Annotated in this window: 25 protein-coding genes and 1 tRNA gene; 8 read left to right on the top strand and 18 right to left on the bottom strand. The window is 48.8% G+C overall.

Going from position 1 to position 23,799, the window contains the following annotated elements:
* Position 1: 1 nt before the first annotated feature.
* Positions 2-304 carry a hypothetical protein gene (locus tag FRZ59_RS00215; RefSeq protein ID WP_147698193.1) on the bottom strand — a complete coding sequence of 101 codons (303 nt, stop codon included), beginning with the start codon at positions 302-304 and terminating at the stop codon, positions 2-4.
* Positions 305-576: 272 nt separating this feature from the next.
* On the opposite strand from FRZ59_RS00215, the gene FRZ59_RS00220 reads away from it, so the two are divergent.
* Positions 577-667 (top strand) — tRNA-Ser (locus tag FRZ59_RS00220).
* An 81-nt stretch (positions 668-748) separates the two neighbouring features.
* Positions 749-1,366: a hypothetical protein gene (locus tag FRZ59_RS00225; RefSeq protein ID WP_147698194.1), complete on the top strand. Its 618-nt coding sequence runs from the start codon at positions 749-751 to the stop codon at positions 1,364-1,366.
* 11 nt (positions 1,367-1,377) lie between these two features.
* Here the strand turns inward: FRZ59_RS00225 and FRZ59_RS00230 are convergent, their stop codons facing one another.
* Positions 1,378-2,583: a PDZ domain-containing protein gene (locus FRZ59_RS00230; protein WP_132127856.1), complete on the bottom strand. Its 1,206-nt coding sequence runs from the start codon at positions 2,581-2,583 to the stop codon at positions 1,378-1,380.
* A gap of 635 nt (positions 2,584-3,218) precedes the next feature.
* Here FRZ59_RS00230 and FRZ59_RS00235 point away from each other — a divergent pair.
* Positions 3,219-3,572 carry a DinB family protein gene (locus FRZ59_RS00235; RefSeq protein ID WP_132127855.1) on the top strand — a complete coding sequence of 118 codons (354 nt, stop codon included), beginning with the start codon at positions 3,219-3,221 and terminating at the stop codon, positions 3,570-3,572.
* A 164-nt stretch (positions 3,573-3,736) separates the two neighbouring features.
* On the opposite strand, the gene FRZ59_RS18430 is transcribed toward FRZ59_RS00235, so the two are convergent.
* The 4 genes from FRZ59_RS18430 to FRZ59_RS00255 form a co-directional block, all read right to left on the bottom strand.
* Entirely contained in the window at positions 3,737-3,943 is a 207-nt protein-coding gene (locus FRZ59_RS18430; RefSeq protein ID WP_158640468.1) for a hypothetical protein, read from the bottom strand.
* Positions 3,944-4,043: 100 nt separating this feature from the next.
* Positions 4,044-4,421 carry a VOC family protein gene (locus FRZ59_RS00245; RefSeq protein WP_132127853.1) on the bottom strand — a complete coding sequence of 126 codons (378 nt, stop codon included), beginning with the start codon at positions 4,419-4,421 and terminating at the stop codon, positions 4,044-4,046.
* Entirely contained in the window at positions 4,411-5,265 is an 855-nt protein-coding gene (locus tag FRZ59_RS00250) for an SRPBCC family protein (protein WP_132127852.1), read from the bottom strand. The genes FRZ59_RS00245 and FRZ59_RS00250 overlap by 11 nt, the downstream gene beginning before the upstream one ends.
* A 5-nt stretch (positions 5,266-5,270) precedes the next feature.
* Positions 5,271-5,591, bottom strand: coding sequence for an ArsR/SmtB family transcription factor (locus FRZ59_RS00255; RefSeq protein WP_132127851.1), 321 nt, complete (start codon positions 5,589-5,591; stop codon positions 5,271-5,273).
* A 141-nt stretch (positions 5,592-5,732) separates the two neighbouring features.
* Between FRZ59_RS00255 and FRZ59_RS00260 the strand changes: the two genes are divergently transcribed.
* Positions 5,733-6,260, top strand: a complete 528-nt coding sequence (locus FRZ59_RS00260) for a DUF488 domain-containing protein (protein ID WP_132127850.1) — start codon at positions 5,733-5,735, stop codon at positions 6,258-6,260.
* On the opposite strand, the gene FRZ59_RS00265 is transcribed toward FRZ59_RS00260, so the two are convergent.
* The 5 genes from FRZ59_RS00265 to FRZ59_RS00280 all read right to left on the bottom strand — a co-directional run bounded on the left by FRZ59_RS00265 (position 6,226) and on the right by FRZ59_RS00280 (position 8,552).
* Complete coding sequence (locus tag FRZ59_RS00265; protein ID WP_132127849.1) at positions 6,226-6,654, bottom strand: arsenate reductase ArsC; 429 nt, start codon at positions 6,652-6,654, stop codon at positions 6,226-6,228. The two genes, FRZ59_RS00260 and FRZ59_RS00265, sit on opposite strands and share 35 nt — an antisense overlap.
* The gene (locus FRZ59_RS00270; RefSeq protein WP_132127848.1) at positions 6,654-7,217 is read right to left on the bottom strand and encodes a DUF6428 family protein; all 564 of its coding nucleotides are present in this window, start codon (positions 7,215-7,217) and stop codon (positions 6,654-6,656) included. The genes FRZ59_RS00265 and FRZ59_RS00270 overlap by 1 nt, the downstream gene beginning before the upstream one ends.
* A gap of 62 nt (positions 7,218-7,279) precedes the next feature.
* Entirely contained in the window at positions 7,280-7,609 is a 330-nt protein-coding gene (locus tag FRZ59_RS00275) for an ArsR/SmtB family transcription factor (RefSeq protein ID WP_132127847.1), read from the bottom strand.
* 159 nt (positions 7,610-7,768) lie between these two features.
* Complete coding sequence (locus FRZ59_RS18435; protein WP_158640470.1) at positions 7,769-7,927, bottom strand: hypothetical protein; 159 nt, start codon at positions 7,925-7,927, stop codon at positions 7,769-7,771.
* 157 nt (positions 7,928-8,084) lie between these two features.
* Entirely contained in the window at positions 8,085-8,552 is a 468-nt protein-coding gene (locus tag FRZ59_RS00280; protein ID WP_132127846.1) for a GNAT family N-acetyltransferase, read from the bottom strand.
* 157 nt (positions 8,553-8,709) lie between these two features.
* On the opposite strand from FRZ59_RS00280, the gene FRZ59_RS00285 reads away from it, so the two are divergent.
* Positions 8,710-11,358 carry a DUF7133 domain-containing protein gene (locus FRZ59_RS00285; protein ID WP_132127845.1) on the top strand — a complete coding sequence of 883 codons (2,649 nt, stop codon included), beginning with the start codon at positions 8,710-8,712 and terminating at the stop codon, positions 11,356-11,358.
* Positions 11,359-11,505: 147 nt separating this feature from the next.
* On the opposite strand, the gene FRZ59_RS00290 is transcribed toward FRZ59_RS00285, so the two are convergent.
* From FRZ59_RS00290 to FRZ59_RS00315, 6 genes are all read right to left on the bottom strand, one after another.
* Positions 11,506-13,194 carry a RagB/SusD family nutrient uptake outer membrane protein gene (locus FRZ59_RS00290; RefSeq protein ID WP_132127844.1) on the bottom strand — a complete coding sequence of 563 codons (1,689 nt, stop codon included), beginning with the start codon at positions 13,192-13,194 and terminating at the stop codon, positions 11,506-11,508.
* Positions 13,195-13,211: 17 nt separating this feature from the next.
* Positions 13,212-16,154, bottom strand: coding sequence for a SusC/RagA family TonB-linked outer membrane protein (locus tag FRZ59_RS00295; RefSeq protein WP_158640472.1), 2,943 nt, complete (start codon positions 16,152-16,154; stop codon positions 13,212-13,214).
* A gap of 297 nt (positions 16,155-16,451) precedes the next feature.
* Positions 16,452-17,342 (bottom strand): phytanoyl-CoA dioxygenase family protein, encoded by an 891-nt coding sequence (locus tag FRZ59_RS00300; RefSeq protein ID WP_132127842.1) that lies wholly within the window; start codon positions 17,340-17,342, stop codon positions 16,452-16,454.
* 15 nt (positions 17,343-17,357) lie between these two features.
* Entirely contained in the window at positions 17,358-17,855 is a 498-nt protein-coding gene (locus FRZ59_RS00305; RefSeq protein ID WP_132127841.1) for a VOC family protein, read from the bottom strand.
* Positions 17,856-18,019: 164 nt separating this feature from the next.
* Entirely contained in the window at positions 18,020-18,202 is a 183-nt protein-coding gene (locus FRZ59_RS00310) for a hypothetical protein (RefSeq protein ID WP_192901585.1), read from the bottom strand.
* Positions 18,203-18,221: 19 nt separating this feature from the next.
* Positions 18,222-19,685, bottom strand: a complete 1,464-nt coding sequence (locus tag FRZ59_RS00315) for a purine-cytosine permease family protein (RefSeq protein WP_132127839.1) — start codon at positions 19,683-19,685, stop codon at positions 18,222-18,224.
* Positions 19,686-19,870: 185 nt separating this feature from the next.
* Between FRZ59_RS00315 and FRZ59_RS00320 the strand changes: the two genes are divergently transcribed.
* The gene (locus FRZ59_RS00320) at positions 19,871-20,734 is read left to right on the top strand and encodes an N-acetylglucosamine kinase (RefSeq protein WP_132127838.1); all 864 of its coding nucleotides are present in this window, start codon (positions 19,871-19,873) and stop codon (positions 20,732-20,734) included.
* A gap of 226 nt (positions 20,735-20,960) precedes the next feature.
* The gene (locus FRZ59_RS00325; protein WP_132127837.1) at positions 20,961-21,503 is read left to right on the top strand and encodes a hypothetical protein; all 543 of its coding nucleotides are present in this window, start codon (positions 20,961-20,963) and stop codon (positions 21,501-21,503) included.
* 454 nt (positions 21,504-21,957) lie between these two features.
* Here the strand turns inward: FRZ59_RS00325 and FRZ59_RS00330 are convergent, their stop codons facing one another.
* Positions 21,958-22,650, bottom strand: a complete 693-nt coding sequence (locus tag FRZ59_RS00330) for an NUDIX hydrolase (RefSeq protein WP_132127836.1) — start codon at positions 22,648-22,650, stop codon at positions 21,958-21,960.
* A gap of 163 nt (positions 22,651-22,813) precedes the next feature.
* Here FRZ59_RS00330 and pfkA point away from each other — a divergent pair, with 163 nt between their 5' ends.
* A complete protein-coding gene (gene pfkA / locus FRZ59_RS00335; protein ID WP_132127835.1) occupies positions 22,814-23,797 on the top strand; it encodes a 6-phosphofructokinase in 984 nt (327 codons plus the stop codon).
* Positions 23,798-23,799: the final 2 nt, after the last annotated feature.

Raw genomic sequence — 23,799 nt, forward strand, 5'->3', positions numbered from 1 at the left:
GCTAATATCGAAGCAGGGATGATGAGTCCGGCAGCTGCTGAGCGCTTTTGACGCTCTCCGCTTCGCCCTTGCGGTTAAATTCAAGGAAAATCTGCTTTTCAAGGACGACTTCGTATGCATTGCGCAGCCCCTCCCTGTCTTTTACCACCTTAATGACGGCGGCATCCTGAAAATGGGAATCCAGATAATTTTGAGCGGCTTCCGGCAGTTTGTTTTCTTCTATAATAACATCCTCTTTCTCTTCGCAGCGTGCTAATGCTAAAGCCAAAACCACAGCGGGTAAAACACGTTTAAGAATATTCATGATCATTATTTTTCCGTTTTCAGGGATTAATCAACCGAACCAGCATAAATTCCGTCGCCCGCCAAACATCGGAATGCCGCCTATCGTAATAATCCAGCAATTTTAAATCTTTGGATCACCAGTCGCGGTTGAAAAAGCCACAGGAAATAATTACCTTTGCCCGCCCAAGCGGCAACAGGTACTCCGCGAAAGCAAGTACCCACAGCAGTAAAGCATTTAAATTCCGGCATCGGCCCCACCGCCAGCCAGGAAGCAAAACTGCCACCCATTATGGAGAGGTGTCCGAGTGGTTTAAGGAGCGCGCCTGGAAAGTGCGTATACTCCAAAAGGGTATCGCGGGTTCGAATCCCGCCCTCTCCGCCAAGCAATCGAAATCCCGGCTTTTGGCCGGGATTTTTTCATTTATGGAGCTTTGGTGGAGCTTGCTTCAGCAAAGCGGAAAAAATGAAAAAAGTAATGAGCGAAGCGAATGGATTTCGATTGCTTGAACCGCTTCCACACTTCGGGATCAATGAAGGCGAGCGAAGCGACGCCGGAATTAATCCCGCCCACCCCAAGCCGGGATTTTTTCATTTATGGAGCTTTGGTGGAGCTTGCTTCAGCAAAGCGGAAAAAATGAAAAAAGTAATGAGCGAAGCGAATGGATTTCGATTGCTTGAACCGCTTCCACACTTCGGGATCAATGAAGGCGAGCGAAGCGACGCCGGAATTAATCCCGCCCACCCCAAGCCGGGATTTTTTCATTTATGGAGCTTTGGTGGAGCAAGCTTCAGCAAAGCGGAAAAAATGAAAAAAGTAATGAGCGAAGCGAATGGATTTCGATTGCTTGAACCGCTTCCACACTTCGGGATCAATGAAGGCGAGCGAAGCGACGCCGGAATTAATCCCGCCCACCCCAAGCCGGGATTTTTTCATTTATGGAGCTTTGGTGGAGCAAGCTTCAGCAAAGCGGAAAAAATGAAAAAAGTAATGAGCGAAGCGAATGGATTTCGATTGCTTGAACCGCTTCCACACTTCGGGATCAATGAAGGCGAGCGAAGCGACGCCGGAGTACCGGGGTAAACGGTAGCAGATCAGGGCTTAATGATAAGGTCAGCCTTGCCTATAATCAGGGTTTTTATTTCATCACTGCGCTTTACTTCAAGGCAGATTTCCTTGTCCTCTCTCAAAAGCCGTCTGATGTAGAAATAGAAATCGCAATACGGATAATCGTTGATATCCTGCCCGTTTACCGTTAGGACGCTATCCTTTACCCTAAGCCCTGCCTGATCGGCTGGAAGATCATTATAGATCTTGCTTACATAAACGGTATTTTCGTTCCGGTTGAGGTCAAAGCCGAATGATTTCCCGCTCCCGTTGCTATCAGCACCTTCAAGAGGTGTTAGATATAATTCACTTTTCTGAAAATTTAAAGTTACGATGAAGTATTTTGTTAATTCTGTACCAATGAGATTGTAATTGTTGGACTTTGAATAATAGGCTATCGGGTTAGGGATGGCTATCTCGCTGATTTCAAAGCTCTCCAGCGCGGTCACAAAAGTACTTTCCTGAAGAATGCCGTTAGCCCCGATCGCGCCTTCACCAATGATTTCGGTAACGTTTTCCGCAGCGTATTTTTTTCCGTCTTTCTCTGTCAATGAAATAAATCCGCCATAACCAAAATCGAGCAAAAAGGATTCAGTTTTACCATTGATTTTGACCTTTATGAAGGGATTTAATGTTTTATCTACACGCACCTTAATTTTTAAAGCATTATCAAGATTGTCCAGATTTGCAATATTGTCTGTTAAAATGATTTTGTTCTCCGCGGCATTAATTTGCCACACAGCGTTTCCAATAATGCTTTTCCCAATCAGGCCTCCATTGGTATAACACTTAATTTGAGGAGAAGCATCGAAATCGAAATTAAAAGCGCCAACATCCTTAAAATCGATACCATTAATAGTTACTGCAGGAACTTTGGTGATTGCAATTTTTGATTTCATCTGGTTGGAGCTGCCAACCTGTACTTCCATTAACCTGGGAAGTTCGTTCTTTTCCAAAATTTCAGAAGTAAGCGTATTATAACCGCCCGTATCAAAAATATACTGGTAAACATCATTTCCGATCTTTACCGGGATCACAAAGTAGCCGAAGCGGTTCTCAAACGTAATTTCTTTGTAAAAGTTTTTATTGCTTAGCTGCGCAGCATTGGCAAGCGCCAACTGTTCTTTGGCTGACTGGCCATATACCGAAACAAACAGAAATTGAATTACAATTAGAATAGTTATTTTTTTCATGCGAATAGGCACTTTCTATACAGACGAAAAAAAAGTCACCATGGTTGTATGCGAGTACAATGGGAAAATGATAGGATTTGTCAGTACACTTTCGAACTGCTGCTTCTGATAAGCATACCGGATCGGTCGAAAACCTTCGGCAATTACCTCAAGGAAACCCGCCGCATCCCCCGAAACAGCCTAACAAAGCGAAGAAGCGTTTTGAACAAAAAAAAATGACTGCCTTCTTCGTTGGAAAGCAAACGATGGAACACCTTTCAGAAGATGTTGACTCAGGGGATGGCGGGTGGGGGAACTAAGCCTCCCCGAGTAAACAACAAGGATTTTCAGCAGCTTCTCACCCGGATATTTCTCACAACTTTCTCTTCCACTCCCGCCAGTGCTGCAATCTTTGCTTTACTCCTTTCTGTTAGCTTTTATCAAATTCTTTCTCCAGTTTCTCGTTCTTGAATGGCTGGTAGGTCGGAAGAAAAACTGCAGGAAATCTTCCGGCAGGTCCTCGATGATCGTCTTCCAGAGCAATCCTTACGAAGCGGGTAAAGTTTGACCGCCTTAGCCGGTTCTTCGGCATCAGCAGGCGGTGTCCCGCAGTTGTAGCCGAATGGCGGTTCCCTGAGATAAATCTGCCCGCGGAAATGCGATCTTTCGCGGAGCAACTATTACACCTGGCAGACGCCAACTACGGTTTTGCTTCGCCGGCAACAGGCATAAAGAGTCCGTTTGCTCAGCGTGAATTGGAAAAAACGGCCGACAAATCCAAATCCAATGTGAGTAGAATAGTGCTTGCCAGCTATGATTTTGTGATCGATAATATAAAAAAGATGTCTGAAGAACAACTCGATGAGGCCATCAAGTTATTTGGAAGCTTCGACATGACTAAAAGAATGGCATTGATCAAAGTTTTTGAGCATCAGGTACACCACCGGGGCCAAACAACCGTATACCTTCGCCTGGCAGGCGTGAAACCGCCCGAAGAAAAACTCTTTTAGTAATCCGCTATTCCAAACCAGAATATTTCGCTTGACGTATTCTTATAGCCCACCGTGCAATTTGAAATTGTTTAGACGACGCTGTATTTTCCTGATACGGAGCCGAAGCTGCATAATCCAGATACTCATTAATACCCAGCCGATAATTGCAGGATAAAATACAGCTAATAACCGGGAATCGGTATCGTAAGTACTGAAGCCAGGGTTCCCCCGTTGCCGGGGTGAAGGGAATCGGTCATCCTGGAAAGGATGTAAATAAGGGCGATCATGATCGGATAAGCAAAGATATTATAGACTGCCGAAATACGACCCCCTTGCTGATCCTCATTAATAGACCCGCGTAAAACCATATAGGCAAAATATACGAGCATCGCAATGGCCGCACTATTAAGCTTGGGATCACTCGGCCAAGCCTCTCCCCAAGTGTATCCCATTTTTCGGTCCCAAAGCTGACTACTTAGCTACATATCGTCAACTATCAGCCTCCGCCCTATTAAGAATAAAGACGGTTCCGGCCGGGTCTGTGATCCAATGGGTGCCTTCGGGGATTTTTTCCAGTTCATCGCAGGTATTGGTTCCCTGTTGGCGTAAGTAAGCGGCCGCCGCTTCCACGTCCGGTGTTTTTATTTCCAGCCAGGTTTCCGAATGCGTATAATTATCCACGCAGTCCAGCCAGACGGTATTACCGCCGAAGCGTACCTTGTGCGTCCTGGAAACGGTCGGATTGTCAATGGGTTTTTCCTCCACTTCCAGTTTGAGGGTATCCCGGTAAAAGGACACAGTGGCCTCATACTTGCTTTTCGGGATTTTAATGGCAATGTTGACGCCGCCTTGAAAGTCAATTTCCATTGTTTTCTGCTTTTTCTTTAATCATCCGGAGCGCTTTCTCCCACATTTCGTCATGCATTGACTGGTACATTTTTCCCAGCCCCTCTATTTCAATCGTCAACAGCGTCCGGCCGTCTTCCTCGGTTCTTAGTTTAAAACGCTCCACGTATTCGCCCAGCGAAGCATCGGGCTCCGGATCCACATCGTCATAATAAGTAAACTCCAGCGTTTCCCCGTCCTTATAAGTTGTCAAAATTCCGTTGGCGCCGGGATTTCCTTCCAGGTCTGTCCAGGTAACCGGCGATCCTTCCTGCCATCCGGTCTCCTTAACCAGCGCTCCGCCGCCGAAAGCGTTGCCCCAGTGGCCGTTTGGATTCAAAAGGATCTTCCACACGTCGTTAAGGCTTGCCTTGATGGCCTCAGACCGTTCAAATGAGGTGGTTTCCACAAAATTCCGGAGCGATTCCCCAAGGATAAAGTTCCAGCCTTCGCTGAAGCTTGAAGGTGCGAAAAGGTCGTTGTCGGCCGGGAATGTGTCAGTGTCACGATGGGTCAGGGTCAGCCTGGTTTTCCGGGGAGCCGGCTCATCCAGTTCGAATGTCACCAGCGACTGCCCCGGATATCCTTCGTAACTCCAGGTGTAGGATAACTTATTCGGAGGGCTGACTTCCACGATGCGGCAATGATGCACAAACTTCTCGTCATCGGTTCCGCCCGTAAAAGAAAACTCAAAACCCGGTTCGGGCTTGAAATCAGCGATATCGAAATACCAGGCCTTCATGTGGTCCTTGTCGGTCAGCGCCTTCCATACACGTTCAATGGGGGCGTCATAAATGCGCTCGAATTCCAGTTGTCTTGTATTCATAACGATTATTTATTATTATTTGCTTCTTCATCCAGAAAGACCTGCAAAGCATCCAATTTCCGGTTCCAGAAATCCCGGTAATGCTGCAGCCATTGATCTACCTCTTCTAGTTTTCGAAGGTCCACGGAACAAAATTTTTCCCTGCCCTCCTTTTTCACCGCCACCAGGCCGCACTCCCTTAATATCTTAACGTGCTTGGATATCGCCGGGCGGCTAATGTCAAAATGTTCAGCTACTGCGTTCAGGTTCATTGTCCGTTTCGTAAGGAGTCCGATGATCTCCCTCCTCCTTGGATCAGCAATAGCCTGAAATACGTCTCTTCTCATGTATTTTATTTATGAAACCGTTTGGTTACGAATGTAAGAATAACTAATCGATTATGCAAATTATGGTTTGTAGAATAACGCGGAAAAGCCGGGCAGCTTGAAAGGAATGATTATTGCCTCCCTAATGATTATAACTGACAGATGATGCCTGCAAAGATTTTATGGACAATCGGCCATTCCACGCGGACGATAGAAGAGTTCACAGCGCTCCTGCTGCAAAACGGGATTCGCATGCTGGCAGATGTCCGACTTCTGCCAGGTTCGCGAAAATATCCGCACTTTAATCAGGATGTGCTTGAACGTTCCCTGGAAAAGCAAGGTATTGATTATCTGCATATCTTGGGGCTGGGCGGCAGGCGAAAGAAAGTAAAGGATTCCCGGAATACCGTATGGCGGAATGCTTCCTTCCGGGCCTACGCCGACTATATGGAAACCCCGGAATTTGAAGAAAGCGCAAAAAACCTAATGCACCTTGCATTGGAAAAGAACACTTGTATCATGTGTTCGGAGGCTGTCTGGTGGCGCTGCCACCGCAGTATGATAGCTGATTACCTTAAAAGTAAGGGCTGGAAGGTGTTGCATATTCTATCTGAAAAAAAAACCGAAGAACATCCTTATACCAAAGCCGCCAGCATTATCGACGATCAGCTGGAATATGGCGCCGGATAAAATTCCGGCTGTAGTGCTTGATCTTTTCCCGCACGGCCCGGAACTGCTCCATGATTTCTTCTTCGCTCCCTTTTGCTTTGGCGGGGTCAGGAAAGTTATGATGGAATTTCAACGCCCCGCCAGGAAAATTCGGACAGCTTTCCCGGGCATTGTCGCAGACGGTGATCACAAAATCGAAGGTGATACCGAGGTATTCCTCAACATGGTTGGAGGTATGGCCGGATATGTCCAGACCGTCTTCCTTCATGATCCGGATTGCCCTGGGATTAACCCCATGTTTTTCTACACCGGCGCTGTAAATTTCCGCCGCACTCCCGGCAAAATGCCGGAGATAACCTTCTGCTATCTGGCTCCGGCAACTATTGCCAGTACACAATATCAGTATTTTCTTCATTAGCAGCAGCCGGATCCGGGAACGCAGCTGGGAGCAACAGCCAGATTCGCTAATTGAACCTTAGGTTTTACAGCAGCTCCCGGCGCACAGCATTCTTCACCATCGGCGGTGGTTCCGCAGTTTCCTCCGCGGCTGATCGCTTTGCATTGCGTGAAGTCAGGCACCAGGTCAATAATTAAATTCTCCCCTTCGGAAATGAATTGTCCCGGGTACATTTGCCGGGTGTCGAAGCGGGAATTGCCGAATTCTATTTTAACGGTTCCCTTTGGATTCAGCGGTAATGACTTTTCCACTACATCGATAATAGCAAGCGCCTTGCTTACTTTCATGGCGCGTTCCGCCTGTTTCATTCCGGGTTCCCATAATTGGATTATGATCTCCGTCCAGGAATTCATCACACCGCCGCAATCTACGGAAACAATAGGCGCTTGCTTTATTTCTGTAATATGGTAGGAAGCTTCTACCCACTTTCCATCTCCATATTGGAATTGCAGTACCTGATCGGCGTCCTGTTGCAGCCTTTCCTTGAAAGCCTGCCAGCCCATTGCTTGAAGGGTATTCATCGTTTTATAATTTTACGTTCTATAGTTTTATTGCAATATTACGTTTAACTAGTTCAAATTTTTTAGCAGCAGCCGCTAATTCCTTTGTAGGATTGAATAAAGCCGGCCACTTCCTTTTCCAGCAATTTCCAGTTTTCAGGATGGATACAGTAGCAGACGCTTACACCTTCAATAGTACCTTGTATAAGCCCGGCATTTTTTAGCTCTTTCAGGTGCTGGGAAATGGTTGCCTGTGCAAGGCCGAGTTCTTCCACCAGGTCGCCGCAGATGCAGGTATTTGCCCTCATAATGTGCTGCAGAATAGCAACCCGCGCCGGATGAGCCAGTGCTTTCAGTAGCTGGGCAAGGCGGTTCTGTTCCACACTGAATATTTCTGTTTTTGTCAATCCCATTGATCGTAAAATTACGATTAATTTCGAAATTTCAAAAAACTCCGCCAGTTATTTAAATGGATCAGACCGGGAATCGGGCATGATTCGATCTGCTATTTAATTTGGGTATATCTGACTCCCTCCTAACGAGCCACTCCGCACTCGTAATAACTGGATCTGTTATTTAATTTGGCTGGGGTCTATGTACAGCTTGTCCCTTGAAGGATATTCTTCCGTCTCTTCCGCCTTTGCAGAAGGCGCGGATTTTGGCTTAATACTTTTCTTCTGTTTAGGTTCTGTTTTTTCTGAACTCACAAACTTAAACAACGGCAGCAGCATGATGATACTATTTAAGGTTTCATCCTACGTGCATTAAAAACCTTGCCTAAAGAAAATGTAGTTAATTGGCGGGCACGCTGCTTTCCACACTGCGAAATCAGTGAATTTTATTACTCAGCTGTAGACGATCTTGGCAACCGGAACACGGAAAATACAGCTAAATCTCCGCCTCCGGTCCGCGCCGGGACGATTCCGCCTCCCCTGCCCCATAAAGATCTTTCCGGCTGATCTCGAGGAATCTTTCGGGTTTATCAAGCGGAACAAACCCGTATTGCTGGTAAAGCCCATGTGCGTCAATGGTGGCCAGCATGAGCCTTCGCAGATTTTTGACCCAGGGCTCCTGCATGATGTATTCCATCATAGTTTTGGAAATTCCCTGCCCGCGGTGGGTTTCCAGCACAAACACGTCGGCAAGATAGGCAAAGGTCGTATAGTCTGTGATCAGGCGGGCGAACCCGGCCTGCCGGCCATTTTGGTCGAAAGCACCCAGGCACCAGGAATTTTTAAGCGACTCCTCCACCAGCCTGAGGGGGATATCCTTCGCCCAGTAACTTTCCCTGCTTAAAAATTCATGAACGGCCTGCACGTCCATTTGCTCAAAGCCGGCTTTCAACTGGTATTCCATATTTGTGATTACGGCGCCCTATACTACACTATCACAGCGCCAAGGTAAAAGTATCCAAAAAAAGACAATTTTAATCTTAACGTGGAATTATTACATTTACCGCCTGCTTTTCAAGTCCTTGCCCTGAGGCCGGGACGCTACAATTTAAGAATTAGAAATGACCAAACTTGCCTTAAGCCTTAGCTGCGCCTGTCTTGTTTTTGCGGGATGCGGCAATTCACAGAAGCCATGTACTCCTGCTGAAAGAAACCCAGCATTACAATCCATTGACTCCCTGGGGGCCAGCCTGAAATGGCCGGAGGAACTGGAAATCACCGGTTTCGCCGGGCCGGACCTTACGCCCAGCCCCGCCTGCCTTGCAGTAGCGCCTACGGGCGAAGTTTTCGTCGGAGTGGATATGATCGGCTCCCTGGGAAAGGACCCGGGCCGGGGCGCCATCGTGCGCCTGGTGGATTGCAATAATGACGGCATCATGGACAGTCATACGGAATTTGCCGCGGTAGATAATCCCCGGGGTATTTTTCCGCTTGGCGACCAGCTTTTCGTACTTCATACCGTGTTTGAAGACGGCTTCGCCACCGGGATGGACCTGGTGGTTTTTGAAGACAAGGACCAGGACGGCATAGCGGACGGCCCTTCGAAACCTATTATTCAACATATCAGCAACCCCAAATTCCTTCAAAGCCGCGGCACCGACCACGCAACCAACGGCATTCGTATGGGCATAGACGGCTGGATCTACATTGCAGTTGGCGATTTCGGTTTTCATAACGCCACGGACCAGGAAGGGAACAAGCTTACCATGCTTGGCGGAGGCGTCGTAAGGGTTCGCCCGGACGGTACCGAAATGGAAGTTTACAGTCATGGCATGCGCAATATTTATGATGTGGCCATTGACCCGTTCATGAATATTTTCGCACGCGGCAATACCAATGACGGCGGCGGCTGGAACATCCGGTTCAGCCACCAGATACAATCCGGCGAATACGGCTATCCGGTGCTGTTCAAGCATTTCACCGAAGAGATCATCCCTGCTATGGTGGACCTCGGCGGAGGTTCCGGCACCGGCGCTCTGTTTATGGATGAACCTGCCTGGCCGGAAAAATATAACGAAGTACCCATGATGGCAGACTGGGGCAGAAGCCAGCTGTATATCCACCGGGTAACGCCTTCCGGCGCCAGCTTCAGCCAGGAAGAAGAAGAATTTCTCAAGTTGCCGCAGATCACTGACCTGGACGTGGACGCTTCCGGCCGCCTGTATCTTTCGGCATGGGACGGCGCAGGCTATTCCGGCGATTCCACCAAAGGCTTTGTGGTAAGAGCGGTTCCCAAAGATTGGAAATACGAGGCTTTCCCTGACCTGGAGGAAGCTTCCATAGCGGAACTGAAAACGCTTCTGAAGTCGGAAAGCAGTGTCAGACGGCTGTATGCCCAACAGGAATTGCTTAAGCGCTCCGGAGACAAAGCAGCGGAAGCCGCATGGGAAGTGGCCAGTGATAAAACCCTTCCGCTGGACGTGCGGGTAGCCGGTATCTTCACGTATGCACAGGCTGGAAAAGAGGCCGCCGTTGACAAGCTGGTAAAGCTGGCTTCGGAAGAAGAAGTTCGGGAATTTGCCTTGCGCGCCCTTGCCGACAGAAAGCCTTTCCTTGAAAATGTGCCTGTTGAACCTTTCCTGAGTGCGGTGAAAGACCCTTCTGCACGCGTGCAGGTAGCCGCTATTGTAGGCCTGGGCCGCCTGGGACATAAGGAAGCGGCGCAAACCCTGCTGGAGGTTCCCGTTCCTGCTTCCTTTAAAGCGCCCGCAAAAGGCGAGGAAGGCCCGCATGCCACCCCGAACCCTGAAATTATCCCGGCCCATGTGGCCATGCAGTCGTTGGTTCGCCTGAACGCGGTAAATGCCTGTATTGAAGCAATCGGTACAGAAAATTCAACGCTTGCCTTGTGGGCCCTGCGTTACATGCACGATCCGGGCGCCGTGGACGGCTTGATCGCCGCTTATGAAAACGCAGGCACTGATAGCCTGAAAAACCAGATAATTACTACCCTGGCCCGTCTTTACCAAAAGGAAGCTCCTTACGATGGTTCCTGGTGGTGGAGTACCCGGCCTGATACGCATGGCCCCTACTATCAACCCGTCACCTGGGAATCCTCCGGGAAGATCAAGTCCTTCCTGATGGAACAATGGAGCCAGTCTCCTGCCTCCGGAAAGGAATTCTATGCCAACCTGAACGGCAAATTCCGCATGGGGATCACTGAATTCGGCGGTGATGAACCCAGGGAAGTCGCCATAGAAGAACCCAAAATAGACCTGGAAAAGATCAGGAATCAAAAAGGGCAGATCGGGAAGACATCCATTGAAGATATTATGCTGGCGATGTCTGAACTCAAAGGCACCCCTGACCTGGGTAAAAAACTTTTTGTTCAGCAGGGCTGTGTAGCCTGTCACAGCGTTGAAAAAGGCGAAACCATGAAAGGCCCCTTCATGGGCCAGATAGGTTCTATCATGAACCGGAAGCAAATCGCAGAATCCATCCTGAAGCCTAACGCTTCTATTTCCCAGGGCTTTGCTACCGTACAGATCACCACCAAAGACGATAAAAGCTATATGGGCTTTGTCACCGGCGAATCGGCGGGGCAGCTTATCCTGCGCGATATTACCGGGACGGCGCATACGATCAAGACCAGTGATATAAAGGAACGGAAAGAGCTGGAAACATCCATGATGCCCGAAGGGCTTGCAAACTCGCTCTCCTACGAGGAATTTGCTTCCCTGATCACCTACCTGTCGCAGCAAAAGGAATAAGCAAAAGGAGCCCTCCCGTTCAAAGACAGGAGGGCTCCTTTTTTATTGACCACCCTTTCCGCGTAAGATCCCTGATTCTACGCAGCTCCGGGGGGGCTTTTACCAGCAACACCACTGTTCACAGCGTTTGCAGGTTCAGGCTTAACACTAATAACCGCTGTTCTGTTCCAGGTTATTATTTCCGGAAATAGCTTCCTGAGGAATGGGGAACCTGTTCAGGTGTTCCGAACCCGAGGGTTCATGATCCCACCAGGCTTCCGTGGTAAACTTATTCCACCTGACCAGGTCGGTACGCCTTCTGCCCTCGCCAAGAAATTCGATTCCCCACTCGTCCAGCATGCGGTACTCGTCAAGGTTCGCTGCCGTTGCGGGATCCGGGTCGGCGCCGTCTGCGAAATTACGGGACCTCACCTGGTTGATCAGTTCAGCTGCGCTTTCCCTGTCCCCGGCTCTCCAATTGCATTCCGCCAGCATATAATAAATTTCGGCCAGGCGGATCACTGCGTGGTCGGCGCCCCAGCGAAGGGTATTATCGTTCATAGAAGGAACCGGCGCCTTCACCAGGCGAATCCCCGTATTTTCCTCCCCTTCCGACATTTTCGAGGGAAGCTCACTTACCGAACTATAAGTTTTTCCGGGGCCTATTTCGGAAAAGCGTCCTACGCGGTCATCCAGTACGATCAGCTGATCCTTATATTCCTGGGTGCCCAGGCTCCTTTCGCCGGTTACCGGGGATATTTGTTTACCAACCAGGAACATGCCCTCGTAACGTCCCCCGCCCTGGTATTTATAGGCCTGTTTTCTCAGGTCGGCATCATTGAATTTTTCATAAGGCGAGCCTAGTTCAAACTCGTTCATATACAGGGAACTATCGGGTTTCCGTGAAGGCTGCAGGTGTCCGCCGTTGTTCGCGCCCAGGTCCACGTCAAAATACACCCTGGAATTATAATGGTAAAAATCCGCGTAATACCAGTCATACTGCAGTTTGTTAAACTCTGAAGGCATGGACCAGATCACCTCGGGTGACTCGTTATTGTAAAAATCGAAGGGGCCAAACCAATCCGGGTCCAGAGAATATTCCCCGTATTCACCTGCGATGATATCCCGGCATAAGGCCGCGGCTTCTTCGTACATGGGGCTTCCGGTGTAGGCTTCGGCATTAAAATAGAGCCGTGCAAGCATCGCAGCCGCCGCGCCTTTTTTTAGCACCCCTTCTTCCGGTTCACCGGCTTTCTTTACAGGAAGCTTATCCAGGGCATCCAAAAGAAGGCTTTCAATGTGATTAAAGGTTTCCTGGTCCGTACTCCGGGGTACATTTTCGGCTTCAAGATCGGTAAAGACCGGCAATCCGCCGAAATAGTCCAGGCCATTCAGGTAGAAGAAAGCGATCAGTGTGTTTAACTGGCTGATATGGCTATCCTTATCTTCCTGGGTAAGGGTAAACTTTGTGTAGTCCAGTTTTTCAAGATCCTGCTTGGTATCAAGCGCAAGGGCAACGCCCATCAGCGTGCCCCGCCAGGTTTGCCAGATCCAGTTGTCCTCCACCGTCCAGCGATGATAATGATAACGCTCATTCTCCCCGCCGTTGTACCAGTGCGGGCCTTTGGTGGTAATGGCGAAATGGTCGGCAGTATATTCCTGAACCTTCCAGCGGTCACCGGTAACGTACCAGCGGGCATGAGTAAAGGGCCGGTAAAGGGCGGACATGATATTTTCTTTGCTCTTGTAGAAAGTTTCCGGCACGACCTTGTCATACCAAACTTCATCCAGATCGGTGCATCCTACGAAAAAGAGGGTGACAAATGCCGAAATCAATATGATGGATCTTCTCTTCATGATATGTGTTTCTTATTTTAAAAATTAGCCTGAACGCCAAGAGTGAAGCTCCTTGTCTGCGGATAAACGCTCAACTCCTCAAATCCGGGTTCCAGCCCGTTGATATTTACTTCGGGATTAAGCCCGGAATACCCGGTAATGGTGAACAGGTCCCTGCCGGTAAGGTACACCCGCAGGTTCTTCACGTGCTTAATAGCCTTGGTGTTAAACGTGTAGCCCAGGGTTACTGCATCCAGCTTCACGAAATCGCCTTTTTCCAGCCAGTAGTCGCTAAGCTCTTTTTCCCCGGTAATATTCCGGTGTTCTTCAAAAGCGGACTTCAATACATTCTGACCGGTCACATTGGGAAGGCTATAATACATATTGATCATGTTGAATACATCGTGCCCGAACCAGCCCCGCATGTACACATTCAGATCAAAGTTCCTCCATTCCAGTGAATGGTTCCAGGATAAGATCACGTCCGGAATAGCATTGCCGATAAACTGCTTATCGTCAATAGACTTAGACCTTTCGCTAACATCAAAGGCATTCCCGTCCTTATCGTACAGCATCCAGTTCCCTTCCTCGGTGAAACCCGCAAATTTCCAGATAAAAAAACTCCCGATATCCCGGCCAGGGTAAAGCCGCACGGCGCTGCCCGGAGATCCCGGCGCAGGGAAAGATTTGCGGTCCCAGAATGTCTGGCTGCCCCAGAGCGACACCAGCGTATTCCGGTTATGCGACATTTTTACCGTCGTGGAATAATTCAGGTCGGATTTATTGATCGCGTTCCAGGTCAGGTCCACTTCCACTCCCCTGTTCCGGAGGCTGCCGACGTTCATCGTTGTTTTATTATGAATAGCAGGCGGCTGGGGAACAGAAATATCGTAGATCAGGTTATCGCTGTTCCTTTCGTAAACATCGATCTTTCCCGTTAACTTATAATCGAAAAGCGAAAAATCGAGCCCGATATTGTACTCTTTTTTCGTTTCCCACTGCAGGTTCACGTTCTGATTATGCGCCAGGCCATACGTCCTTACCCATTCTCCGTTTACCAGCCACCAGGTATCGGCGCCGTACATTCTCATGGCAACACCGGGATCAAAACCTTCATTCCCGGTCACGCCGTATCCTCCCCTGATCTTCAGGTCATCCACAAATGCCAGGGAACTCATGAAGGGCTCTTCCGAAATGCGCCAGCCGGCGGAAATAGCCGGGAAAGATCCCCAGCGGTTACCCGGGGCGAACTTGGAAGACCCTTCCCTGCGGAAACTCGCTGACAGCAGGTAGCGGTCTTTGAATGAATAATTGACACGCCCGAAGAAAGCAATCAGCCGTTCCCGGGGGTCTTTCCAGGAATCCATATTTGCCCTTCCGTCCGTCAGAAAAGAACCGGTGTTCAGATCATGCTCTTCCAGGCCGTCAACCGGGAAATCGGAATTTTCCGCCCAGAACCCCTGGCCATTGAATTGCTGGAAGCTGTAACCTCCTACCGCTTTTACGGAGTGATCCCCGAACTGATTATTATAGTTGACAAGCCACTCGAAGGTCTGATCAAACCATTTCTTATATTCTTGTTTCGCATAGCCGTCCACTCCCTGGTCCCGTGAGGTCTTATGCTGGGCGGAACGCCAGTAAGTAGGATGTTCCGTATTATTCTTGGTGGCCACCATGGCCGAAGTATTCAGGTTATCGGTAATATTTACTTTGAGCCTCACATCGGCCAGCAGGTATTTGTACTGGTTTTGATCGGTTCTCAGGTTAATATCAGCTACCGGGTTATAGTATTCCCATCCTCCTGTCCAGACATTATAGCCGGTAATATCCGTGGCATCGTAGGGTGTTTCAGTAGGATTAAGTTTCAGCGCCATATTATAAATGCCGTTATTGGTAAAGTCAGCATCCGCGCTTGAATAACTGGCATGGCTGATGATCTCGGCCTTTCCGTCAAAAAGTGAAAAGTGCGTGTTCAGCCGGCCGCCAAATTCCTCCCTTTTGGAACCAATGCCGATTCCCTGCGCATTATTACTGTACAAAGAAGCGTAAATCTTTGCCGATTCGCTCCCTCCCCTAAGGGTAAGGGTATGCCGCTGATTAAAGGGAAAATCCCGGGTGACCTCATCGAACCAGTCTGTTCTATGGCCCAGGTCGTCTCCAAGTCCGGCTGCCACAAATTCTTCCGCGGATAAAACCTCGGCCTTTCTCCGGGTCGTTTCCGTGGACAGTTCGCCCGAATAAGAAACGCTCAAAGGGCCGGCCTGCGCGCTTTTGGTAGTGATCAGGATGACGCCGCCGGAAGCCCTGGTCCCGTAAATGGCGCCTGCGGAAGCATCCTTCAGGATATCGATGGATTTAATATCGTCTCTTGCGACCGAATTGATATCCGCACCGGGCACTCCGTCTATGACAACGAGCGGTCCCTGAGACGCGTTCACTGAATTTGCTCCCCGCAGTTGTATGGAAGTTCCGGCATTGGGATCCGTTCCGTTCTCAGAAGCGATGTTCAAACCGGAAACCTTGCCCTGTAATGACCTGAGCGGGTTGTTGGACATGCCCGGGATAATATCCTCCGCTGTTAGTGAGGTAACCGAGCTGGTCACCTCACTTTTCTCCAGGGTGCCATAGCCGATCACCACCACCTGGTCAAGCGTGGATAAGCTCTGGCTCAGCGCGGCATTTATCACGCTTTGGCTGCCAACCCTTATTTCTTTTGTTGCATAACCAAGAAAGGAAAAAACGAGAACGTTTTCCGGGCTTACCTGTATGCTGAAATTACCGTCAAGGTCTGTCTGCACTCCCTTGTTCGTCCCTTTCACCTGGACGCTTACGCCCGGTACCGGGGTTTGCGAAAGACTGTCTGTCACAGTGCCGGTTACTTCTCTTAACTCCTGCGCCCAAAGCTTCCCTGAAGCCGGGAGGATCAGCACAAACAGCCATATCGCGGCCCATTTGTACAACGTAGTGTTTCTATATCTCATGAAATTTAATTGTTGTTTTAATAAGGTAAATAGATGAAAAAAAGAGAAAGGCAGATCCTCCCTGCAGCACCGGCAAGTGAAGCAGCTAGTTGAACTGGCGGAATTAAACGGAAATAGCACGCCCCCGCTCGGAACCCTTTCTCGCAATATCATCATGGGGCTCCAAAACTAGGTAATTAGATTATTAATCCAAATTTTATGTGGGTTTTGGATAATTACTACAAATTCTGTAGGGTTTGTGGGGATTTTTTATATACTTTCCCTTATTAAATTTCAAGAAAGGCTTAAATTATTTTCCTATGCGCCAAACGGATCATATAAGAGAGGAAAAAATTGACCCTCCATTTTTTTTCCGCTGGGAACCGGGGGAACTCCCGCCAGCAACTCCCCGTCAGAACCGGACCGGGTACCATCGGCGAATACGTTCAGCACGAATGCACGGCGGGAACGTGCTGACCGGTTCTCATAGGAACCATGTACGAGCAAAGGATGATGGAAAGCGGCATAGCCCTTTTTCATTTCAATGGGCACCGGCTTGAATTCGGCCTTTTGTTCTTCCGTAAGGTACTCCATCAGTCCCTCCATATCGCCGGCGAGTTCAGGTTTGTCCAGCAATCCCCAGCGGTGGCTTCCGGGCGCATAGTACAAACAGCCATTTTCCGTATCGGCATCATCCAATCCTGCCCAGCAGGTAAGGTGCTGCATAGGGGAAGTTCGGGTCCAGTAAGAATAATCCTGGTGCCAGGCCACTACCCCGCCATGCCGGGCCGGTTTGCAAAACAACTGATCGTGCCAGAAGCGCACCGGTTGCCCGCCGAGCAGCTGGCTTGCCGCCATCACGAATGCCGGGTTCCATAATACATCATGAAAACCGCCGGTTACCCTCCAGGCGCCCAAAGCATGAAAAAGAACTGCATTAGGATCCGATGATTCATTGGAATGGAATTCATAGAATAACCCGTTTCCCGGGTGACCGGGATCAGTAATGTCCGCGAGTTCTTCATTCAACCGCTCTACCTGCCAGTCTTCCAGCAGCTTAACATTGGCCAGGTAGCCATATTCATTGAAAAAATTTACCTGCTCTTCGCTAAGCCTGTATTGTTCCCATGCTTCGGTAGTTGCAGGCCATTTAAACAGGTCTGATACCAGCTCGTGGTATGTGGACAAGTCTTTTATTTCTGTATTCATTTCCTGTTGTTTAGATCATTCCGCATGAAGTTCATTTAGCAGGCCAGCCAGGTCAAGCGGCTGCGTATACATTTCCAGGGAACCGTCCGCCTTCTGCGGCCAGTCTTCCCGGGGCCGGTCCCAGTAAAGCTCTACACCGTTCTCATCCGGATCATTAAGATAGATGGCTTCTGAAACACCGTGATCGGAAGCGCCTGTAAGCGGGTATTTTGCCTTCCGGAGCCGGTCAAAAATAACGGCCAGGTCCCTTCTTTCCGGGTAAACAATGGCGGTATGAAAAAGCCCGGCCGAGTTCAGGGAAGCCGGCGGCCCGTTCTTACTGTACCAGGTATTCAGGCCAATATGGTGATGATAGCCGCCTGCAGAGATAAATACCGCGTCAGCTCCATACCTGGTGGTTATCTCAAAACCTAATAAATCACAATAGAAGGCAATCGAACGCGTTAAATCGGCTACTTTCAGATGCACATGGCCGATCCGCGTCAAAGAAGGCATTTTATAATCCGCGTCCATACTGAACAAATTACGCAAATCCTGCGAGATCCGGGAACTATAAGATCCGGAAATTGATTGTCTGCGATGCGATCACATTGCGTTAAGCCGGAACCTGCGGCGGCCGGGCCGATACCCGCTACCGCGCTTCCGCGTCCTTTAACGCCGTGTCCCACACGATGCATTTATCCTTCCGCTTTCTTTTTCCTGTCAATCCAGAAAGGGGCCGTGGCAAACCAAAGGACGGTTCCGGCCAGCGTCCAATGATAATGCGTTTCCAGCTCCATGCGGCCACTCAGGACAAGTAAAGGGGGCAGGATCGTAAGTATCAACCCGCCGTAAGAAAGTATTTTGAGGAATGTTTTCATTATTTGACAGGGTTAAATTTTAAATAGTCCTTACAGCTGGCTGTATAGAACTCTTTTTCTGAAGAAGCTTACTGAAAATCACATAAAGCGCGGCGGCCAAAAACCAGCCTGGCAAACCCAGGAAGAATATTTCCACCCCCGCAAAAATATTCAGCGCTACGGCAGCAACCAGGGTAATGAACCAGGTCAACCCTGCAGCCCAGTTAAAGCTGCTGTTTTGCTGTTCCGCGTAATCGGTGGAAAGCCGGAGTTTCGGGAACAGGTGATAATCCATAAAAATGACAGCGCCCATGGGCATTAAGATAAGGCCGTACAGGGCCACAAAATCAAGCAGCTTCATCACAAGCGCAGGGAAGCAGGCTGCGACTGTTGTAAACAAACCCACTGCAAGAGTGACCTTCCAGCGCTTCACCCTGGGTATCATGGCCTGGATAGCCAGGCCGGCCCGGTAAATCGTGGGGTTGGCAGTTGTCCATCCCGCCACAATCACACAAAGAGCCCCGCTGATCCCGATCGCATAAGTGGCCAGGGGACCGGGGGCAACCGAGGGCATCTGGTCGCTGCCAATGGTGGGCAAATAGCCGGCAAGTGTCATCCCCGGAGGCACAATCTGTACAAGCACCACCGCGTAAAGGATACCGGCGGCCATCCATGCAAAGAAATGACCAAGGTAAACACCCGCCGCCGAAGCGAATCCGTGCTGCCACTTTTTGGCATAGCGCAAAATGCTCATGTCCGACATCCCTATATGCATGGCCATATTGGCGAACCAGCTAAAAAACATCACATGCCAGAAAGAAAACCGGCTCACGTTTTCCGCGGTAGCCCCTACCCATATCTTCTCATTGGCCACCCGCCAGAAATCAGCAAAGGAGTTCACACCCAATTCCGGCAGCACGGCCAAACCGGCGCCAAAAAAGATCAGGATCATCCAGGGAGCGGCAATATTAGAAAAACGCGCAATCTGATCATATCCCAGCACAGCCACCACGGTAATCACCAGGCCTACTGCAAAAACGGCCACTATCCAACCAACGCTGGAGGGAAACCAGTCTCCGAGGCCGGGCATCTCAATCCCGAAGGGAATTCCAACCGCGGTCGCCGAGACAGCGATCATTGATCCCGCCAGGAAACAAAACATGATCCCGTTCACCAGGTTATAAATACGGGTAAGATTACGCCCACAGATCTTTTCCAGTTTATTATACAGGGTAAGCCGTGTTCCTGTAGCGATAGGGGCACATAAGAAGGCCCAGCTCAATACTGCCAGCAGGTTGCCTACCAGCAGCCCGGTAACCAGATCAACGGCCGTTACCCCGTGAACCACGAACAAGGGGCCGATAACAAACTCGGTTCCCGCGGTATGCTCCCCCGCGTACATGCCGAGAAAACTCTTCCAGCCCTTTAACTTTGAGGCCGGCACCGGCTGGGATTCGTACTCTTCTATTGAATCAAGATTCGACTTGAATTTTTCCAGTTTCATATAATGTCCAGGTTAGCGGCCTAAATATAGTTGCATGAAAACGCAGCGCTATCCTGTATTATCCTGCCTGGCCTGGAAAAACATGGAATTTTGTTAACATTCCAATAATAATATCGTGTTTATTTTTTATTATTACCGGCCAAAACCGTCCGGGCATATTTCCGGCAAAAAAATAAAAGAATATTATGATCATTATTGCAGACGGAGGGTCCACGAAAACCAATTGGTGCCTGATTGATGATAATCAAAAACGGATCAATTTTAATACCGAAGGATACAACCCTTATTTCATCGATACCGAAAGCATTGTCAAATCCTTGCAAACCTCCCTGCCCGCCAACCTGGCCCTGGATAAGATCACCGAGGTGAATTACTACGGAGCCGGCGTTCATAACGAGGAAAAAGCTTCCATTGTGGAAAAGGCCCTGCGTGCTGTTTTCACCCGCGCCCAACTGCATGTAGGACATGACCTGCTGGCAGCTGCAAGAGCCTTGCTGGGAACTGAAGCCGGTTTTGCCGCCATTTTAGGCACGGGAACAAACAGCTGTTTGTATGACGGAGACAAGATCACGCTCAACATTGATTCCCTTGGTTATTTCCTGGGAGATGAAGGAAGTGGCTCTTCCATCGGCAAGCGCCTGCTTCGCGATTATATGCGCGGCTTTATGCCCGGTTCCCTCTCGGAAATATTTTACAATACTTATAAACTCAACAGCGAGGACATCCTGGATAACCTGCTCAACAAGCCGCTTCCCAACCGCTTCCTGGCCAGCTTCAGCAAATTCATTTACGATAATAACAACTTCGTGGAATATGCCCGCGACGTCGTAAAGGAGTCATTCACACTGTTCTTCCAAAACCTTGTTTCCAGGTACCCAAATTACCAGCAGTACAGCTTCAACTGCATCGGCTCGGTAGGATACAATTTCCGGGACATCCTGCGCGAGGTCTGCACCGAATACGGCATGTCCGTAGGAAAAATCATCCGCTCCCCCATCGACGACCTTGTAGAATACCACATTAAAATGGCTGGACAGACGCAGGCTTAGTTTTTAGTTTTTAGTTTAAAGTTCAAGGTTCAAGGTTTAAGGTTTAAATTTTTTGGGGTTGGGTTTGATGTTTGAAGAGTTTTTAGTTTCGAGTTTTTAGTTTAAAGTTCAAGGGTTCAAGGTTCAAAGAATTTCGAGTTTTTAGTTTTTAGTTCAAGGTTTAAGGTTCAAAGGGTTTTTGCTGTTTGAAAATGTATTTTGATCTGGGAATTTAAACTGTTTGACTATGTTCCGTGTCGCGTTGCTGTTTTGCTTTATAGCGGTTGCCCCGGCGGCAAATTCTCAGGGACCTTCCCGGCTAAATAAAGCGTTTGAAAAAAGATCGGTCAAACTTTTAAAGGAATTCGTTCACCAGGTCGATGGTTTGTCTAAAATACGGCCTTCAAATGATACCATTGCAAATGTTAATGCACTTCTAAATGCGTTCATCCATCATTTATGCAATGAATCAGAAGCGGTGAATTTCAGAGCATATCGGCACGCATCAAAACAAAGGCCCCAGTATCTTGTCCTCCAACCAAAGGTGGAAGTCGGCTTTGCAGAAGGTCAGGAATTTGATTTTGCTGCATCGTTTAAGTATAGCGATAAGAGAGGAGGCTTAGCATCTCCAATGTTCGTTCACAAGGGCGTATTTGGTTATTTCCTTTCGGCAGGATATTATGAATTCGATACCCTATATGCGCGGGACGTGGAACTCTATTTGGTTGGCAAGGGCCCTGTCGCGAATTTTGTGCCTTGGGTTGCCGATACGGCCATCGTCATCTTCTGAATAAATTTTTAAAGGACAAGGGACAGAGTCACCTGAAAAGGGTGAAATTTCTTTCGTCCTTTTTGCCGGTCTTTGGTGGTGCCCATCTATCCCGGCTAAACAAATATGGGCAGGAACGCCATCATTTCACCTACTCCTTCTTTATAGACCGAATTGTATTTGATCCAAAATGAATAATGCGCTGATGCAGTATTCAACGGAAGACCGGAGTGCCGAAGCCCATTTCCAAAAGCCGGAAGACGGCGAAGGCTGGAAGAAAGTCAAAGAAATTGACGTAATGAAAATTTAACCCAGCCCGAAACCCTTGAATATCAAGCCGGAACCTCCAAGCCCCAATACCAAAAACCTTAACCCCAAACCTGCAAGCCCTTCTCGCTAAAAACTAAAAACTAAACTTTAAACTTTGAACTAAAAACTTTAAACTTTGAACTTTAAACGTTAAACTAAAAAGCGTTTAAATTTCAAAGTTGAAGCCCATTTTTTTCAGGCTGTTATAGCGGCGTTTGTTGAAGCGATAAAGGCGGGCGGCGCGGTGGGAAACGTTTTTTTGCTTTTCTCCTGATTCGGTGAGCAGGCCGTAGCTAAGAATCTTTTTGCGGAAATTGCGCTTGTCGATTTCTTTTTCAAGGATTACTTCGTAGAGCTGCTGGAGCTGCGTGAGGGTAAATTTATCCGGGAGCAGTTCGAAGCCAATGGGTTGATAACGAAGTTTTCGCTGAAGCCGCCGGTAGGCTTTTTCCAGGATGACCGAATGGTCAAAGGCGAGCTTGGGCAGCTCGTGGAATGCCCGCCACTCGGCCTTTTTGGCAAAAGGGATCTTCGGGTAAAGCTCGTGACGCTTTACTTTGATCAGGGAAAAATAGGCTACTGTAATGATCCGGCCCTGGGGGTGGCGGCCGACTTCCCCGAAGGTATGGAGCTGCTCCATGTAAATATTGTTCAGCCCCGTCAGCTCATTCAGCACGCGGCCTGCGGCGGCATCCAGGTCTTCATCCTCCCCGACGATATTTCCGGGAAGGGCCAGGTGATTGATAAAGGGCTCCTCCCCGCGTTCAATGAGTAAAATTTTCAGCTCGCCTTTATCAAAACCAAAGATCACGCAATCCACGGAAAATATTGAATGAAATTCTGAATAGGTTTCTTGCATGATTTTGCAAATCTTTTTGAATATTTGTTAACAAAAGCGACCCCTTATTGTAAATTTTACAATAAGCTGTTTTTATTTAATGTCAAAATAAATAATTTTACACGCTGGCGGAAATCTTTTTGAACAAGTAACCAGAACGTCCGTTATAACAGTAAGAATATCAATGGAAAAAAGTATAAATAAAATCGGCGTCCTTACCTCCGGGGGAGATGCTCCCGGGATGAATGCCTGTATCCGGGCCGTTGTCCGGACCGGCATTTATTACAACATTGAAATGGTAGGCGTTATGAAGGGTTACCAGGGACTGATCGACAATGAGTTTATTCCCCTGCCTTCGCATGCCGTAAGCAATATTATTCAGCGCGGCGGGACTATTTTAAAGACGGCCCGGTGCATGGAATTCAAAACAAAGGAAGGCCGGGAAAAGGCGTTCAGAAACTTGCAGGCGCAAGGGATTGACGCCCTCATTGTGATTGGCGGCGACGGCACATTCAGCGGGGCGGAAGTCTTTTCCAGGGAATTCAACGTGCCGGTGATCGGCATTCCGGGAACCATTGACAATGACCTTTTCGGAACGGACTTTACCATCGGTTTTGATACGGCCAACAATTCCGTGATCCAGGCTATCGACCAGATACGGGATACGGCCGCGTCCCATAACCGCCTGTTCTTCGTGGAAGTGATGGGCAGAGATGCGGGAGTGATCGCGCTTTGGGCAGGAATTGCGGGAGGATCCGAAGCGATCCTTATTCCGGAAAAGGAAACCGCCATTGAATCGCTGATCAGTAAACTTGCCGAAGGCGCTGAGAATCAAAAATCATCCAGCATCGTAGTGGTAGCCGAAGGGGAGAAAAGCGGAGGCGCCCTGAAGATCGCCGAGGAAGTAAAGCGACGATTTGATCATTACGACACGAAAGTGACCGTACTCGGGCATTTACAGCGGGGCGGTAGCCCTACCTGCTTTGACCGGGTACTCGCCAGCAGGATGGGCTATGCGGCGGTAAAAGCGCTGCTCAATAATGTGGAGGGAAAAATGATCGGCATGGTCAATAACAGGATGCATTTTACCGAGCTTTCCCTGGCCATCAGCAGGCATAGCCCTTTTGATGAAGAACTGGCGGAAATCGCTGCTGTTTTGTCAATTTAACA

Source organism: Anseongella ginsenosidimutans (genome assembly GCF_008033235.1).
In the GTDB taxonomy this organism is placed as follows: Bacteria; Bacteroidota; Bacteroidia; order Sphingobacteriales; family Sphingobacteriaceae; genus Anseongella; species Anseongella ginsenosidimutans.